The sequence below is a fragment of the Gordonia abscondita genome, from assembly GCF_032711245.1.
GTDB lineage: Bacteria > Actinomycetota > Actinomycetes > Mycobacteriales > Mycobacteriaceae > Gordonia.
Map to the genome: position 1 here is coordinate 1276480 of NZ_CP128986.1, position 14116 is coordinate 1290595.

The window sequence follows — 14116 nt, forward strand, 5'->3', positions numbered from 1 at the left end:
CAGCGGCCCCATCAGCAAAATCGGTAGGACATCGGATGGAAACAGCCCCGTAATGAGGCAGATCCGCCGTATCGTCTCGTCCTATGACGGCGAGTCACACTGAGATCGCATCCGGCCTCGACAACGCCGGTTCGCTGCGTGCCCGGACGCTCAACGCGTATGTCTGGCGAGCGGCCCGACCGCTGATGGGCGTCGCGAGCCGCGTGCCGGGAATCGGCCCGACAGCCCTCCCGCTGATTCGACCGGCACTCAACGGATCGCTGTCGGCGATCAGCCCTGTTCCACGTGGAACCAAGACCACGACGGTCAGACGGCATGTCGGTAACGGCCAGATCCGGGGCGAGTGGACACACGAGGCACACCGGTTCGGCGGCGGTGTCCCGTCGCCGTCGAGTCGACGGACCATCCTCTACTACCTTCACGGCAGCGGCTATCTCGTCTGCTCGCCGCGGACCCATCGCGGTCTCGTCGCCCGGCTAGTCCGTCGGGCCGGGATCGGCGCATTCAGTCTCGACTACCGGCTGGGGCCCGAGTACCGGTTCCCGGCGGGCGGTGACGACGCAATCCGCGGTTACCGCTGGCTGCTCGACCAGGGATTCTCGAGCGATCAGATCATCGTCGGCGGCGATTCGGCCGGCGGGCACCTGGCTCAAGACCTGCTGGCCGCGAACCACGCCGACGGCGTCCCGCAACCAAAGGCGATGGTGCTGTTCTCTCCGCTCTACGATCCGGTGTTCAATGTCGCTCGCGCACTGGAACGCACGGGTGTGCACGACCCACATATCCACGCCGCGAGCGCACAACGACTGATGGGCCTGTACCGCGGGGACGCCGCCTCCGACCACCCGCGGATGCGGATCGCACTGACCCACGACATGGATCTGCCCGACACCCTGATCCAGTACGGCGCTCGCGAAGTCATGGCCGACGACGCCCGGATCATCCACCGAAACCTGTTGGCAGCAGGCGGATCGTCGACTCTGCAGGCCTGGCCGGACCAAGGCCACGTGTTCCAGATGTTCCCCTACTTCACACCGGAATCACGCCGGGCCGTCCGCGAAGCGAAGGACTTCATCGACCAACACCTGGGCTGACGGGGCCACCACGGGGACGAGATCGGGCAGAGTGGATTATGGGAGCAACTCACTTACCCTCGCGTCCACTTCAGCACGCAGGGCGGCGTGGATCGCCTGGACCGTCGGGCTGGACAGTCGTTCACGGCGGGCAGCGAACGAGAAGTCCATGCGGATCTCGACGGCGTCGCCCAAGACTCGCTTCAACTCCGGATGCCGCATCGCGACGAACGCGGGCAGAAGCCCGATCCCGCCACCGGCGCGTGCCGCCTCCACCTGCGCGAACACGTTCGTCGACATCAGCCGAGACGTCAGTGCAGGCAGGTGGTGCGTCAGGTCGAGGTCGCCGACCTGCAACAGTGAGTCGACGTACCAGATCACCGAGTGCGCGGTGAGATCCGCGGTCGCCCGCGGGACCGGGTGCGTCTGGAAGTACTCGTCGGTCGCGTACAGACCGAGCGCATACTCGGCGAGCGGTGCGGTCACCAGTTTGCCGCTCATCGGCACACCGACGGCGATGGCAACGTCGAACCCCGACTGCTGAAGGTTGAGTTGCCTTGTGGCAGTGAGGACTTCAACCGTCAAATCCGGATTCGCGTTCCGCAGACGTGCCATCGCCGGAGCGACGAAATAGGCGCCGAAAGCGTCCGGGGCGGTGATCCGCACGTTGCCTCGCAACGAGTTCGTTCTGGCACCCGCCACGGCATCGATCGTCCGCTCGACTGCCGTCTCGATCGGTGCCGCACCCTCGGCGACGTCGCGCCCCACTTCGGTCAACTCCCAACCGTCGACCCCCTGCTCGACCAGACGCACACCGAGCACCTTCTCCAACGCCCGAATCCGCCGAGTCACCGTGCTCGAATCCACTCCCAGATCCGTCGCCGCCACCGCACGGCTCCCCGCCCGTGCGACGGCCAATAGGTAGCGAAGGTCGTCCGCCCGCACGCTCCGCGCATCGATACTGTCCGGCATTGCACGATTGTAATCTCCAAACCTGTCCGAGCTAGCAGTTCCGCACCCCGCCAGTGCGCGATTGTGCGTTGACGCACACCCGATCCCTCTCCAGGATGAGTGGCGACGGACACACCCCCGAAACCCAGTTCGACCTCTGAGGAGAACACCCGCAATGCCCCCTGCTGCCGATTCGACGCCCGCCGACGCGCCCGCAGTCGTCACGACGGTCTCCGGACGCACCGGTGTGATCACGCTGAACCGGCCGCGGTCGATCAACGCGCTCGACCACGAGATGGTGCTGCTGATGGACTCGGCGCTCGTCGCCTGGGCCGAGGATCCGGCCATTGACACAGTCATCGTGCGCGGTGCCGGTGACCGAGGGCTGTGCGCGGGCGGCGACATCGTCGCGATCCACACTGATGCGAAAGCCCTGACCAGAGCTGGCGACGAAGCCGCAGCGGCATCGGCGTCCGCCGCATTCTGGCGCGACGAGTACGTGATGAACGCACGCATCGGTGACTACCCGAAGCCCTATGTCGCGATCATGGACGGCATCGTCATGGGCGGCGGCGTCGGGATCTCCGGACACGCGAATACCCGGATCGTCACCGATCGCACCCGTCTCGCGATGCCAGAGGTCGGCATCGGACTGGTTCCCGACGTCGGTGGAACCTGGCTCCTGTCGCACGTCGACGACGAACTCGGCACGTACGCCGCGCTGACGACGACGCATCTACGCGGAGGCGATGTGATCGCGCTCGGCCTCGCCGACCACTTCGTGCCAGCCGACCGACTTGACGCCTTCGTCGACGCACTCGCCGATCGGCCGCTCGACGACGTCCTCGCCGAGTTCGCGCAGATCCCTCCCGAGTCGGAAGTCGCCGCGGGTCGCGAGTGGATCGCGAAGGCGTTCGCCGCCGACACCGTCGCGCAGATCGTCGAGAACTGCGTCGCGACCGCCACCCCGGAAGGTTTCGCGGCTGCCGAGGCTGTCGAAGGCAAGTCGCCCGCGGCGCTGGCCGCTACCCTCGCCGCGCTCCGCGCCGCAGCAGGTGACGCATCACTGCGCGACGCGCTCGTCCGCGAATACCGTTCGTCGCTGCGGTGCCTGCAGCACCCCGACCTGGCCGAAGGCATCCGCGCGCAGGTGATCGACAAGGACCGCACACCGAAGTGGCAGCCCGGTCCGGTCGATGCGAGTGCGTTCCTCGCCCCATTGCCGGATCATCTCGAACTGACGCTGTAGACACCGCACACGAACATCAAGGAGACGCAGATGACCGACTCAGCCGAGTACGAGACGATCAAAGTGGACACCGAGGGCCGGGTCGGCATCATCACGCTCGACCGCCCGAAGGCACTCAATGCCCTCAACACCCAGTTGATGACCGAAGTCGTCGACGCCGCAACAACATTCGATGCCGACCAGTCGGTGGGCGCCATCGTCATCACCGGCTCCGATCGCGCATTCGCTGCGGGTGCCGACATCAAGGAGATGTCGTCGAAGTCGTTCAGTGACGTGCAGTCCCAGCGCTTCTTCGGTGATTGGGACCGCCTCGCCGGATTGAGCACCCCGACGATCGCGGCTGTCAACGGCTTCGCACTCGGCGGCGGCTGCGAACTCGCGATGCTGTGCGACCTCATCATCGCGGGCGACACCGCCAAGTTCGGTCAACCTGAGATCACCCTCGGTGTCATCCCGGGCATCGGCGGCTCGCAGCGCCTGACACGCGCGGTCGGCAAGGCTAAAGCGATGGATCTGATCCTCACCGGCCGCCAGATGAAAGTCGACGAGGCCGAACGCCTCGGACTCGTCTCCCGCGTGGTGCCCGCCGAACAGACGCTCAGCACCGCACTCGAGGTGGCTGCCGAGATCGCGAGCAAGTCGGCGATCGCCGCCTCGCTCGCCAAGGAGGCCGTGAACCGCGCCTTCGAGTCGGGACTCACCGAAGGCGTCCGCACCGAGCGTTCGCTGTTCTATTCGACGTTCGCCACCGACGACCAGACCGAGGGCATGGCCGCGTTCGTCGAGAAGCGCAAGCCCGCCTTCACTCACCGCTGACATCCCCGCTGATCGAGCGGAGCCGAGATCCACCAAAGGAGCACCACCATGACCGACGTCATCCCCCACTACATCGCAGGTAAGCGCACCACCAGCATCGGTGACGCCGCCCCGTCGGGCCGTACTGCGGAGGTGCTGAACCCGAGCCTGGGGACGGTGCAGGCGCGCGTCGCGCTCGCGTCGACCGACGAGGTCGCCGCCGCCGTAGCCATCGCCGCGGACGCTCAGAAGGTGTGGGCGTCGTGGAACCCGCAGCGACGCGCCCGCGTCCTGATGCGGTTCATCGCTCTGGTCAACGAGAACATGGACGAGTTGGCGACGGCGCTGTCGCTGGAGCACGGCAAGACCTTCGAGGACGCGAAGGGCGACGTGCAGCGCGGCGTCGAGGTCATCGAGTTCTCGACCGGCATCCCCCACCTGATCAAAGGCGACTTCACCGAGGGGGCGGGCCCGGGCATCGACGTCTACTCGATGCGCCAGCCGCTCGGCGTGGTCGCGGGCATCACCCCGTTCAACTTCCCGGCGATGATCCCGCTGTGGAAGGCCGGCCCGGCCCTCGCGTGCGGTAACGCCTTCATCCTGAAGCCGTCCGAGCGCGACCCGTCGGTCACGGTGCGTCTGGCCGAACTGTTCACCGAGGCCGGTCTGCCGGACGGCGTGTTCCAGGTCGTCAACGGCGACAAGGAGTCGGTCGACGCCCTCCTGACTCACCCCGACGTGAAGGCTCTCGGCTTCGTCGGCAGCAGCGACATCGCGCAGTACATCTACGAGACGGCTGCGGCCAACGGTAAGCGGTCACAGTGCTTCGGCGGCGCGAAGAATCACATGATCATCCTCCCGGACGCGGACCTCGACCAGGCCGTCGACGCCCTGGTCGGCGCGGGCTACGGCGCCGCCGGTGAGCGCTGTATGGCGATCTCGGTGGCCGTGCCGGTCGGAGAGGAGACGGCGGAAGCATTGCGCGCCAAGCTCGTCGACAAGGTGAACGCGCTGCGCGTCGGCCACTCGCTCGACCCGAAGGCCGATTACGGTCCGCTCGTCACCGGTGCCGCTCGCGACAAGGTCATTGACTACATCGGGCAGGGCGTCGAGTCGGGAGCTGAGCTCGTCATCGATGGCCGCGAACGCACCAGCGACGACTCGACGTTCGACGGCGAAGACCTGTCGAACGGCTACTTCGTCGGCCCGACCCTGTTCGACCACGTCACTAAGGACATGTCGATCTACACCGACGAAATCTTCGGACCTGTGCTGACGATCGTGCGCGCCAAGGACTACGACGAGGCGCTCGCGCTCCCGACTGACCACGAGTACGGCAACGGGGTCTCGATCTTCACTCGCGACGGCGACGCGGCCCGCGACTTCACTTCGCGCGTCGAGGTCGGCATGGTCGGCGTCAATGTGCCGATCCCGGTGCCGGTCGCCTACCACACGTTCGGCGGCTGGAAGCGGTCCGGATTCGGCGACCTGAACCAGCATGGACCGGCGTCGATCATGTTCTACACGAAGACTAAGACGGTCACGCAGCGCTGGCCGTCCGGCATCAAGGACGGAGCCGAGTTCTCCATCCCGACGATGGAGTGACGCTCCCCTTCTCCTGAGATCAGTACGCTCATCGGCCTCTGTGGACTATTTGTCCGCGCAGATCGGTGAGCGTACTGATTCCGGCCCGCCTCGCCAATCCAACTCCCTCGCCAATCCAACCCGAATCCGAGAACTGCGCCGTACCGTGTCCAACGTGGATGTCCGAGTGAATACGATCGATTCCCTGTTGCGCCGGACTGCGTCCCGCATTCCCGACAGCGTGGCGCTCCGATTCGCAGACCGCGACTGGACGTATCGTGCGCTCGACGACGCCGTGACGCGTGCTGCGGCGCGGCTCCTCGCGCTCGACATGGAGCCCGGGGCACTGATCGCGGCGTTCGGGGTGAACTCCGACGCCTATCTGATCGGATTCCTCGCGACCGTCCGCGCGGGTCTGGTGCACGTGCCGATCAACTTCGCACTTAAAGCGGGAGAACTTCAGTACCTCTTGGACGACTCCGGCGCGTCCATCGTGCTGGTCGATCCGCTGCTCCGGCCGACCCTCGACGAGGTCACAACGGACCTCCCGGTGATCGCCCTGCGCGACGCGGACGACAGCCTCGTGGCCTCGTCATCGGATGGCCCGGTACCCGAGCTGGATGTCACGGTCTCGCCGACGGATCTCGCGCAGCTGCTGTATACGTCGGGCACCACCTCCGCGCCCAAGGGCGCGATGATGACGCATCAGGCGCTCGTCCACGAGTACGTGTCCTGCCTGGTCGGACTCGACTTCACCGCCGACGACGCACCGCTGATCGCGATGCCGCTATACCACTCGGCCGGCCTGCACGTGTTCGCTCTGCCCTACCTGTCGATCGGCGCGACCATCTCACTGATCGAGAAGCCGGACGTCGGCGAGATCCTGCGTCTGGTGGAGGAACGACGGATCGGATCGCTGTTCCTCGCGCCGACGGTGTGGGTGCCGCTCGCGAACAGCCCTGAATTGGACTCGCGCGATCTGAGTTCGTTGACGAAGGCGCAGTACGGCGCCTCGATCATGCCGGTGACCGTGCTGAACCGGCTGCGCGAACGGTACCCGGACATCGGCTTCTACAACTGTTTCGGCCAGTCGGAGATCGGACCGCTGGCCACCATTCTGCGACCGGACGAGCACGCCGATCGGCCGGCGTCGTGCGGCCGTCCGGTGTTCTTCGTCGAGACGCGAATCGTCGACGGCGACGGCAACGACGTGCCGCTCGGCGAGCAGGGTGAGGTCTGCTATCGCTCACCCCAACTGTGCAGCGGCTACTGGAACAAGCCTGCGGCTACTGAGGAGGCGTTCACGGGCGGCTGGTTCCATTCCGGCGACCTCGTGACCAGCGATGAGCAGGGCTACCTCACAGTTGTCGACCGCATCAAAGATGTCATCAACACCGGCGGTGTCCTGGTTGCCTCCCGCGAGGTCGAGGACTCCGTCTATCTGCACCCGGCGGTGGCCGAGGTCGCGGTGATCGGCACGCCGGACGACAAGTGGATCGAAGCGGTGACCGCTGTCGTCGTGGTCAGGGACGGCCAGTCGGTCACCGAGGGCGAGTTGATCGCGTTCGTGAAGGAACGGATCGCGCCGTTCAAGGTGCCCAAGTCGGTGCTGTTCGTCGATGAACTGCCGCGCAACCAGAGCGGAAAACTGTTGAAGCGGGAGTTGCGGGCGAAAGCGTGACGGAGACGGGCCACGGCTAGGGCGGGAGCGTGCTCGTCGGCGGATGCTTCGACGAACGACGGGAAGTATTCCGTCCCAAGGGATAGCCTCGGTGGTGGGCCCGCGCCCCGGTCGCAGGTCCGCTACAGCCCAACGTCAACCTCCTGAGGAGGACGAGCATGACCGAGGAGAACACCTACACGACCACCGACTCCGGCGCTCCGGCGGGCAGCGACGAGCATTCGCTCACCGCGGGAGCCGCGGGCCCCATCGTTTTGCACGATCACTATCTGATCGAGCAGATGGCGCAGTTCAACCGTGAGCGCATCCCCGAACGCCAGCCGCATGCCAAGGGCAGCGGTGCGTTCGGCACATTCGAGACCACGAGCGATGTCTCCGCGTACACATGCGCGTCGCTGTTCCAGCCAGGGGTGAAGACCGAGATGGTCGCGCGGTTCTCTACCGTCGCGGGCGAGCGCGGCAGCCCGGACACGTGGCGTGATCCGCGCGGATTCGCGTTGAAGTTCTACACCGACGACGGCGTGTACGACATGGTCGGTAACAACACGCCCGTCTTCTTCATCAAGGATCCGATGAAGTTCCAGCACTTCATCCGCTCCCAGAAGCGGCGCGCCGACAATAATCTCCGCGACCACGACATGCAGTGGGACTTCTGGACCCTCTCGCCGGAGTCGGCACACCAGGTCACCTGGCTGATGGGCGATCGCGGTATCCCTCGATCGTGGCGGGAGATGAACGGCTACAGCTCGCACACCTACCTGTGGGTTAATGCGGAGGGCGTCAAGCATTGGGTCAAGTATCACTTCATCTCCGACCAGGGCGTCGAGTTCCTCACGCAGGACGAGGCCGATCGCCTCGCGGGTGCCGACGGCGATTACCACACACGGGACCTGTTCGATTCGATCGCGGCGGGCGACCACCCGAGTTGGACTCTCAAGGTGCAGCTGATGCCGTTCGACGATGCGAAGGCGTACCGCTTTAACCCGTTCGATCTCACCAAGGTGTGGCCGCACTCGGACTTCCCGCTCCACGAGGTCGGGAAGATGACGCTGCACACCAACCCGACTGACAACCACGCCCAGATCGAGCAAGCCGCGTTCGAGCCGAGCAATGTGGTCCCCGGGATCGGTTTCAGCCCCGACCGGATGTTGCTCGGTCGCGTGTTCGCCTATTCGGACGCGCACCGCGCTCGGCTCGGAGTCAACTACAAGCAGATCCCGGTCAACCGGCCGCACAACGAGGTCCGCAGCTACTCGAAGGACGGCGCGATGCGGATCGATCCGGTCAGCGATCCGGTGTACGCGCCGAATTCGAAGGGCGGTCCCGCAGCCACGTATTCCGGGCAGCCCGAGCCGCAGTGGGCGGTCGACGGCGACATCGTCCGCAGCGCCTACGTCGATCACCCGGCAGACGACGACTGGGGTCAGCCCGGCACACTCGTCCGCGAAGTGCTCGACGACGCCGGCCGGGATCGGTTGGCGGGCAATGTCGCCGGCCATCTCCTCGACGGTGTCAGCGAGCCGGTGCTGGCGCGAGCGTTCGAGTACTGGCGGAACATCGACGCCGACTTGGGAGCCGACATTGAACGGAGGGTCCGAGCCGGGTAGGTGCAGACTGGACCGATGACCGCCCGAACCGTACGGGCGGTATGACGAAGGGACCGGTGATGATTTCCGCGATCAAACGACGAAGTATTTTGCACGCCACAGGTCGAGTGATGACCGGTCTCCCGTACATCAAGCTCGGGTACGCCGCCGCGACCGCGCCGGGCATGCGTGTGGACGCGGCGGCTCCGCTGCTCGACAAGTTGCCGCTGCCGGTCGACAACGAGACCGTCGTCCGCGCCAACGGTGTCGTCCAAGCTGTTGGCGGGCTCCTCATCTCGGCGGGTGTCGCGCCGCGCTTGGCGGCCGCGGGCGTGCTCGCCTCACTGGTGCCGACGACGCTCGCCGGCCATGCGTTCTGGAACTACGACGATCCCGCTCTGCGCGGACAGCAGCAGACCCAGTTCCTGAAGAACGTCATGATGGCCGGGGGACTCGTCACGATCGTCGCGGCGGGCAGGAAGTAGCGACAGCGAAAGATTCGGCGCAGACCGCTAAGCGGTCTGCGCCGTTCCAAGCACGATTCCGGCGACGAACCTGCCGCCCAGTTCGTCCCGCAGTTTCTCAAGTCCGCGGAACTGCCGAGCGTTGTACGACGCTGCGGTTCGACACGCCTGTTCAGAAGGGCGGACATGAGACCATCCTGTCGCCAGTCTGCCGATTCGCGACGCTATTCTTCCCAGCGATCGCTCGTGCTCGGGTAGCGGACGCGCAGGTGACTGTAGAGGTAGGTGGCGACGATCAACGCCCCCGCCGAGCCGACCGCCCACCACAGCCAGCCGTTGAGGAGACCGTCGCGGACGGCGGCGATCACCCAGACGAGCACTGTTCCGACAGTCGCGATCGTGGCGATCAACCGGATCGTCAACACAACGGTCGCAGCTATCGACCATGCAGCGCGACGTGCCGTACTCATGTCCGCAACACTATGCGCGTACTCGCGAATCAGCTATGCGTCGGACCCTTCTGTGTCGGATAACCGTTTTGGTGCGGATTGCCCTTTTGGGTCGGATCCATTTGGGGCAGATGTTTCTGGGAGGCGTACACGATGGCGCCGAGCGAGACGCCCAGCAGCACCGCCAACGCGATCAGCAACTCCAGTGTCGTGAACGGCGGGGTCAGCGCGGCCAAGACAGTCGGCATCGCGAAGCCGACGTAGGCGACCGCGTAGAAGATGCCGGTCAGGCGGGCCAGTTCGGCCGGCGGCGCGATCCGTTGGACCTCCATCAGACCGGACGTGAGTCCGATGCCGAATCCGACGCCGAACACGATGCTGGCGACGACGCCGATCAGCAAGCTGTCGGTGGTGACAGCGGCGATCATCACCACGATGCCGACCACGAGGATCGCCAGCGACACGAGCAATCCGCGTGCGCTCGACTCCGAGTCGATCCGTTTAGCGAGCGGCTGAACGGCGGCACCGGTCCCCAACGCGATGACACTGAGCAGCGTCCCGTACGCAAGCCCCAGTCCGCCGGCGGCGTCGGCGAGAAGCACCGGCTGGTAGCCGTACGACAGGCCGCACGCGATAAACAGCCACGGGCAGCAGATCATTACGACGCGCACAAAACGGCGGTGCCGTACCGACGACACGAGGAACCGCCCCCGCCCACGCACATCGTCGTCGAGTGTGGGCGCGGTCTCGGCGGGTCGGCGGACCAGCCACAGGAACGGAATCGTGACGACGATGTGCAACAAGAACGGGAGCGAGTGTGTCCACGGGCCCCACTGGGCGATGCAGCCCGCGACGAGCGCACCCAGCGCGGAACCGAGAGTGAACGCGAGCGATGCGCGACGCGCTCCCGACGACGCGTCGGCGGCCGGATCGAACGGTCGGCGCGACAGTTCTTTGAGCCACGTGGTGCCGACGGCGGTAGCGGTGCCGACGGCGACACCGGAGAACATACGACCCAGGAAGATCGTCCTCAATCCCAGCTCTTCGCTCGCGAGGAGGATGCTGCCGATCAGCCCGGCGATGACGGCGACCAGCATCGGCGTGCGGCGTCCCACCCGGTCGGCGACACTCCCCGACACGATCAGCGCGGGTACCAGCCCAACGACATAGATGCCGAGGAACGCGGTGACCGTCGACGCCGAGAAATGGTCCTGCTCCCGATACATGACGAGCAGCGGGCTGAATTGATTACCCGACCATGCGCACACGAACAGCGCGCCGAACACGAGCACCCAGTCACGCGGGAACGGCCCGGCCACCGTCGTCGACGCGGCGGCAGTGGTGTGCGTCTGGGTCGTCACAACGCACCCTGATACAGGTCAAAGTGGGCCTGCAGCAGCGCCGAATAGCGGTCGGCGTCACCGTCGCGCAGGCACGCCGCCAGCTCCTCGTGGTCGGCGAGTGACGACCGTAGGTTGGCCGGGTCGATGCGCAGCAGCAGATTCCGCAGCCGATGTTGGCGCGCACGCAACTGCTCGTAGAAGTGCTCGGCGATCGGGTTGCCGGACGCGCGCACCACAAGGAGATGGAACTCGTCGTCGACGTCGACGAACCCGTCGACGTCCTCATCCGCGACGAAGGCGCGCTGGCGCGCGAGGTTCTCGTCGATCGCGACCCGCACGCCGTCGTCGGGACCACCCTTGCCGAACAGTTGCGCCGCCGACGCCGCTTCGATCGCATGCCGCATCGCGAGGACGTCCGCCGCCTCGGACGGAGTCATCGGTCGGACCACGGCTCCACGCCGCGGCTGCAGGTCGAGGAGTTGTTCGGCGGCGAGGCGGAGGAACGCCTCGTGCACCGGCGTGCGGCTGAGCCCCAGGTCAGCACTCACCGCGACCTCACTGAGCAGTGAGCCGCCGGGCAAAGCTCCGCTGATGATGCCATTCTTCGTCGTCACGTAGGCGCGTTCGGCCGCGACCTCGGTCTTCGATTCCACAACACCGAAGATATCTTGCATGCAAGCTTGCATGCAAGATCGGTTGGCCTGTCTTTCGCCGCCCAGAGGGTCCCGAGATGGTGGATGATTGCCGTATGCGAACTCTGCTGAACGTCATCTGGCTCATCCTCTGCGGACTGTGGATGGCCATCGGCTACGTCATCGCGGGCGTCATCTGCTGCATCCTGATCATCACCATTCCGTTCGGGATCGCGTCGTTCCGCATCGCCGCCTACGCGCTGTGGCCGTTCGGGCGGACCACCGTCCCCAAACAAGACGCGGGCGCGGGGTCGCTCATCGGCAATGTCATCTGGATCGTCTTCGCCGGCATCTGGCTCGCGTTCGGCCACATCACGACCGGCATCGCCCTGTGCATCACGATCATCGGCATCCCGCTCGGCATCGCGAGCTTCAAGATGGTGCCGATCTCGCTGATGCCGCTCGGCGTCGACATCGTCCCCGTCGACACCGTGCGGCAGGCGTACTGAACGGCTTCCGCCGACGGGAGTCTCGACTCCGTGGTCAGCAGAAGACCGACTTGATCAGCGGCGAAAGGTCACTGACCGCGCCGGATCCACTCGTCGAGATCGCCTGCTTCGGCACCGACGGTCGTTTCGTCACCGTGCCCGGTACAGACCCGGGTGTCGTCGTCGAGCACCAGAATGCGGTCCCGGATCGACGAGATGATGTCGTCGAAACTCGAGAACGACCGTCCGGTAGCACCCGGCCCACCCTGGAACAAGGTGTCGCCAGAGAACAACACCTTGGCCGACGGCGACCAGAGGACGCACGACCCCGGCGAGTGTCCTGGCGTGTTGATCACTTCCAGTCGATCGCCGCCCACTTCGATGACTTGCCCGTCAAAGAGATCGCCGTGCGGCACACCCGGATGGGTCTGCTCCCACAGCATCTCGTCGGCGGGATGCAACAAGATCGGGGCGCCAGTCGCTTCGGCGAGTTCGGGCGCGACACCGATGTGGTCGTTGTGCGCGTGGGTCAGCACGATCGCGACCACCTTGCGGCCATCGACGGCGGCGAGGATCGGCACGGCATCGTGCGCAGCGTCGATGATCACGGCTTCGGTGTCGTCGCCGACCACCCAGATGTTGTTGTCGACGTCCCACGTGCCGCCGTCCAGCGAGAAGGTGCCGGAGGTGACGACTCGATCGATGCGCAGCGTCACAGCTCCACCACCGATCGCAGCACTTTGCCGGCCTCCATCGACTCGAACGCCTCGTTGACGCCGTCGATGCCGATCCTTTCGGAGACGAACTTCTCCAACGGCAGACGCCCCTGCAGGTGGAGGTTGACGAGCATCGGGAAGTCGCGTTCGGGCAGGCAGTCGCCGTACCAGGACGACTTCAATGCACCGCCGTGACTGAAGAAGTCGACGAGTGGCATCTCCAGACGCATCTCCGGCGTCGGAACACCGACGAGGACGACGACCCCGGCGAGGTCGCGGGCATAGAACGCGGTCTGATACGTCTCCGGACGGCCGACGGCGTCGATCACGACGTCCGCGCCATTGCCGTCGGTGAGCTCCTTCACGGCTTCGGCGACGTCCACGGTCTTCGACGCGTCGATAGTGTGCGTCGCACCGAGTTCGGTGGCCCACGGAAACTTACCGGGATCCCGGTCGACGGCGATGATCGTCGTCGCACCGGCTAGGCGAGCGCCCGCGATGGCGGCGTCGCCCACACCTCCGCAGCCGATGACCGCGACCGAATCGCCGCGCGACACCTGCCCGGTGTTCATCGCCGCGCCGAGACCCGCCATGACACCGCAACCCAATAGGCAGGCGACGGCCGGGTCGGCCGACGGGTCCACCTTGGTGCACTGCCCCTCATGGACCAGGGTCTTCTCGGCGAATGCGCCGATACCCAGCGCGGGCGTCAACTCGGTGCCGTCGGTGAGCGTCATCGGCACACTCGCATTGTGCGTGTCGAAGCAGTACCAGGGCTTGCCCTTGCGACAGGCCCGGCACTCACCGCACACGGCACGCCAGTTCAAGACGACGAAGTCGCCGACTTCGACGTGCGATACCGCATCGCCGACGGACTCGACGATCCCTGCGGCTTCGTGCCCCAACAGAAACGGGTACTCGTCGTTGATTCCGCCGCTCGCGTACGCGAGGTCGGTGTGGCAGACGCCGCACGTCTGCACTTTCACGACCACGTCGTGCGCCCCCGGATCGGGGATCACGACGTCGACGAGTTCGGTCGGCGCGTTCTTGGTTCGGGAGACGACTCCCTTGACCACCTGGGGCACTCCGGGCTCCTATTCAGTTC

The 14116-nt window shown here is 65.9% G+C and carries 14 protein-coding genes; 8 read left to right on the forward strand and 6 right to left on the reverse strand.

Annotated features, from left to right (window positions below):
* Positions 1-83: 83 nt before the first annotated feature.
* Positions 84-1094, forward strand: coding sequence for an alpha/beta hydrolase (locus tag MP11Mi_RS05995; RefSeq protein ID WP_420041384.1), 1011 nt, complete (start codon positions 84-86; stop codon positions 1092-1094).
* A gap of 36 nt (positions 1095-1130) precedes the next feature.
* Here MP11Mi_RS05995 and MP11Mi_RS06000 read toward each other — a convergent pair whose 3' ends face one another.
* Positions 1131-2045 carry a LysR family transcriptional regulator gene (locus MP11Mi_RS06000; protein WP_420041385.1) on the reverse strand — a complete coding sequence of 305 codons (915 nt, stop codon included), beginning with the start codon at positions 2043-2045 and terminating at the stop codon, positions 1131-1133.
* Positions 2046-2199: 154 nt separating this feature from the next.
* Between MP11Mi_RS06000 and MP11Mi_RS06005 the strand changes: the two genes are divergently transcribed.
* From MP11Mi_RS06005 to MP11Mi_RS06030, 6 genes are all read left to right on the forward strand, one after another.
* Positions 2200-3273: a 3-hydroxyisobutyryl-CoA hydrolase gene (locus MP11Mi_RS06005; RefSeq protein ID WP_420041386.1), complete on the forward strand. Its 1074-nt coding sequence runs from the start codon at positions 2200-2202 to the stop codon at positions 3271-3273.
* Between the two features lie 30 nt (positions 3274-3303).
* The gene (locus MP11Mi_RS06010) at positions 3304-4089 is read left to right on the forward strand and encodes an enoyl-CoA hydratase (RefSeq protein ID WP_420041387.1); all 786 of its coding nucleotides are present in this window, start codon (positions 3304-3306) and stop codon (positions 4087-4089) included.
* A gap of 48 nt (positions 4090-4137) precedes the next feature.
* Positions 4138-5673, forward strand: coding sequence for a CoA-acylating methylmalonate-semialdehyde dehydrogenase (locus MP11Mi_RS06015; protein ID WP_420041388.1), 1536 nt, complete (start codon positions 4138-4140; stop codon positions 5671-5673).
* Between the two features lie 166 nt (positions 5674-5839).
* Complete coding sequence (locus MP11Mi_RS06020; protein WP_420041389.1) at positions 5840-7333, forward strand: fatty acyl-CoA synthetase; 1494 nt, start codon at positions 5840-5842, stop codon at positions 7331-7333.
* 158 nt (positions 7334-7491) lie between these two features.
* Entirely contained in the window at positions 7492-8940 is a 1449-nt protein-coding gene (locus MP11Mi_RS06025) for a catalase (RefSeq protein ID WP_420041390.1), read from the forward strand.
* Positions 8941-9050: 110 nt separating this feature from the next.
* Entirely contained in the window at positions 9051-9404 is a 354-nt protein-coding gene (locus MP11Mi_RS06030; protein ID WP_420041391.1) for a DoxX family protein, read from the forward strand.
* 203 nt (positions 9405-9607) lie between these two features.
* Here MP11Mi_RS06030 and MP11Mi_RS06035 read toward each other — a convergent pair whose 3' ends face one another.
* Genes MP11Mi_RS06035 through MP11Mi_RS06045 form a run of 3 tightly spaced genes read right to left on the reverse strand, consistent with a single transcriptional unit; the run spans position 9608 to position 11828 of the window.
* Positions 9608-9853, reverse strand: coding sequence for a hypothetical protein (locus MP11Mi_RS06035; RefSeq protein WP_420041392.1), 246 nt, complete (start codon positions 9851-9853; stop codon positions 9608-9610).
* 29 nt (positions 9854-9882) lie between these two features.
* The gene (locus MP11Mi_RS06040; RefSeq protein ID WP_420041393.1) at positions 9883-11193 is read right to left on the reverse strand and encodes an MFS transporter; all 1311 of its coding nucleotides are present in this window, start codon (positions 11191-11193) and stop codon (positions 9883-9885) included.
* Complete coding sequence (locus tag MP11Mi_RS06045) at positions 11190-11828, reverse strand: GntR family transcriptional regulator (RefSeq protein WP_420041394.1); 639 nt, start codon at positions 11826-11828, stop codon at positions 11190-11192. Before MP11Mi_RS06045 ends, MP11Mi_RS06040 begins: the two co-directional genes overlap by 4 nt.
* A gap of 95 nt (positions 11829-11923) precedes the next feature.
* Here MP11Mi_RS06045 and MP11Mi_RS06050 point away from each other — a divergent pair, with 95 nt between their 5' ends.
* Positions 11924-12316 carry a YccF domain-containing protein gene (locus MP11Mi_RS06050; protein WP_420041395.1) on the forward strand — a complete coding sequence of 131 codons (393 nt, stop codon included), beginning with the start codon at positions 11924-11926 and terminating at the stop codon, positions 12314-12316.
* 68 nt (positions 12317-12384) lie between these two features.
* On the opposite strand, the gene MP11Mi_RS06055 is transcribed toward MP11Mi_RS06050, so the two are convergent.
* Positions 12385-13011, reverse strand: a complete 627-nt coding sequence (locus MP11Mi_RS06055; RefSeq protein ID WP_420041396.1) for an MBL fold metallo-hydrolase — start codon at positions 13009-13011, stop codon at positions 12385-12387.
* Positions 13008-14096, reverse strand: a complete 1089-nt coding sequence (locus tag MP11Mi_RS06060; protein WP_420041397.1) for an S-(hydroxymethyl)mycothiol dehydrogenase — start codon at positions 14094-14096, stop codon at positions 13008-13010. Before MP11Mi_RS06060 ends, MP11Mi_RS06055 begins: the two co-directional genes overlap by 4 nt.
* Positions 14097-14116: the final 20 nt, after the last annotated feature.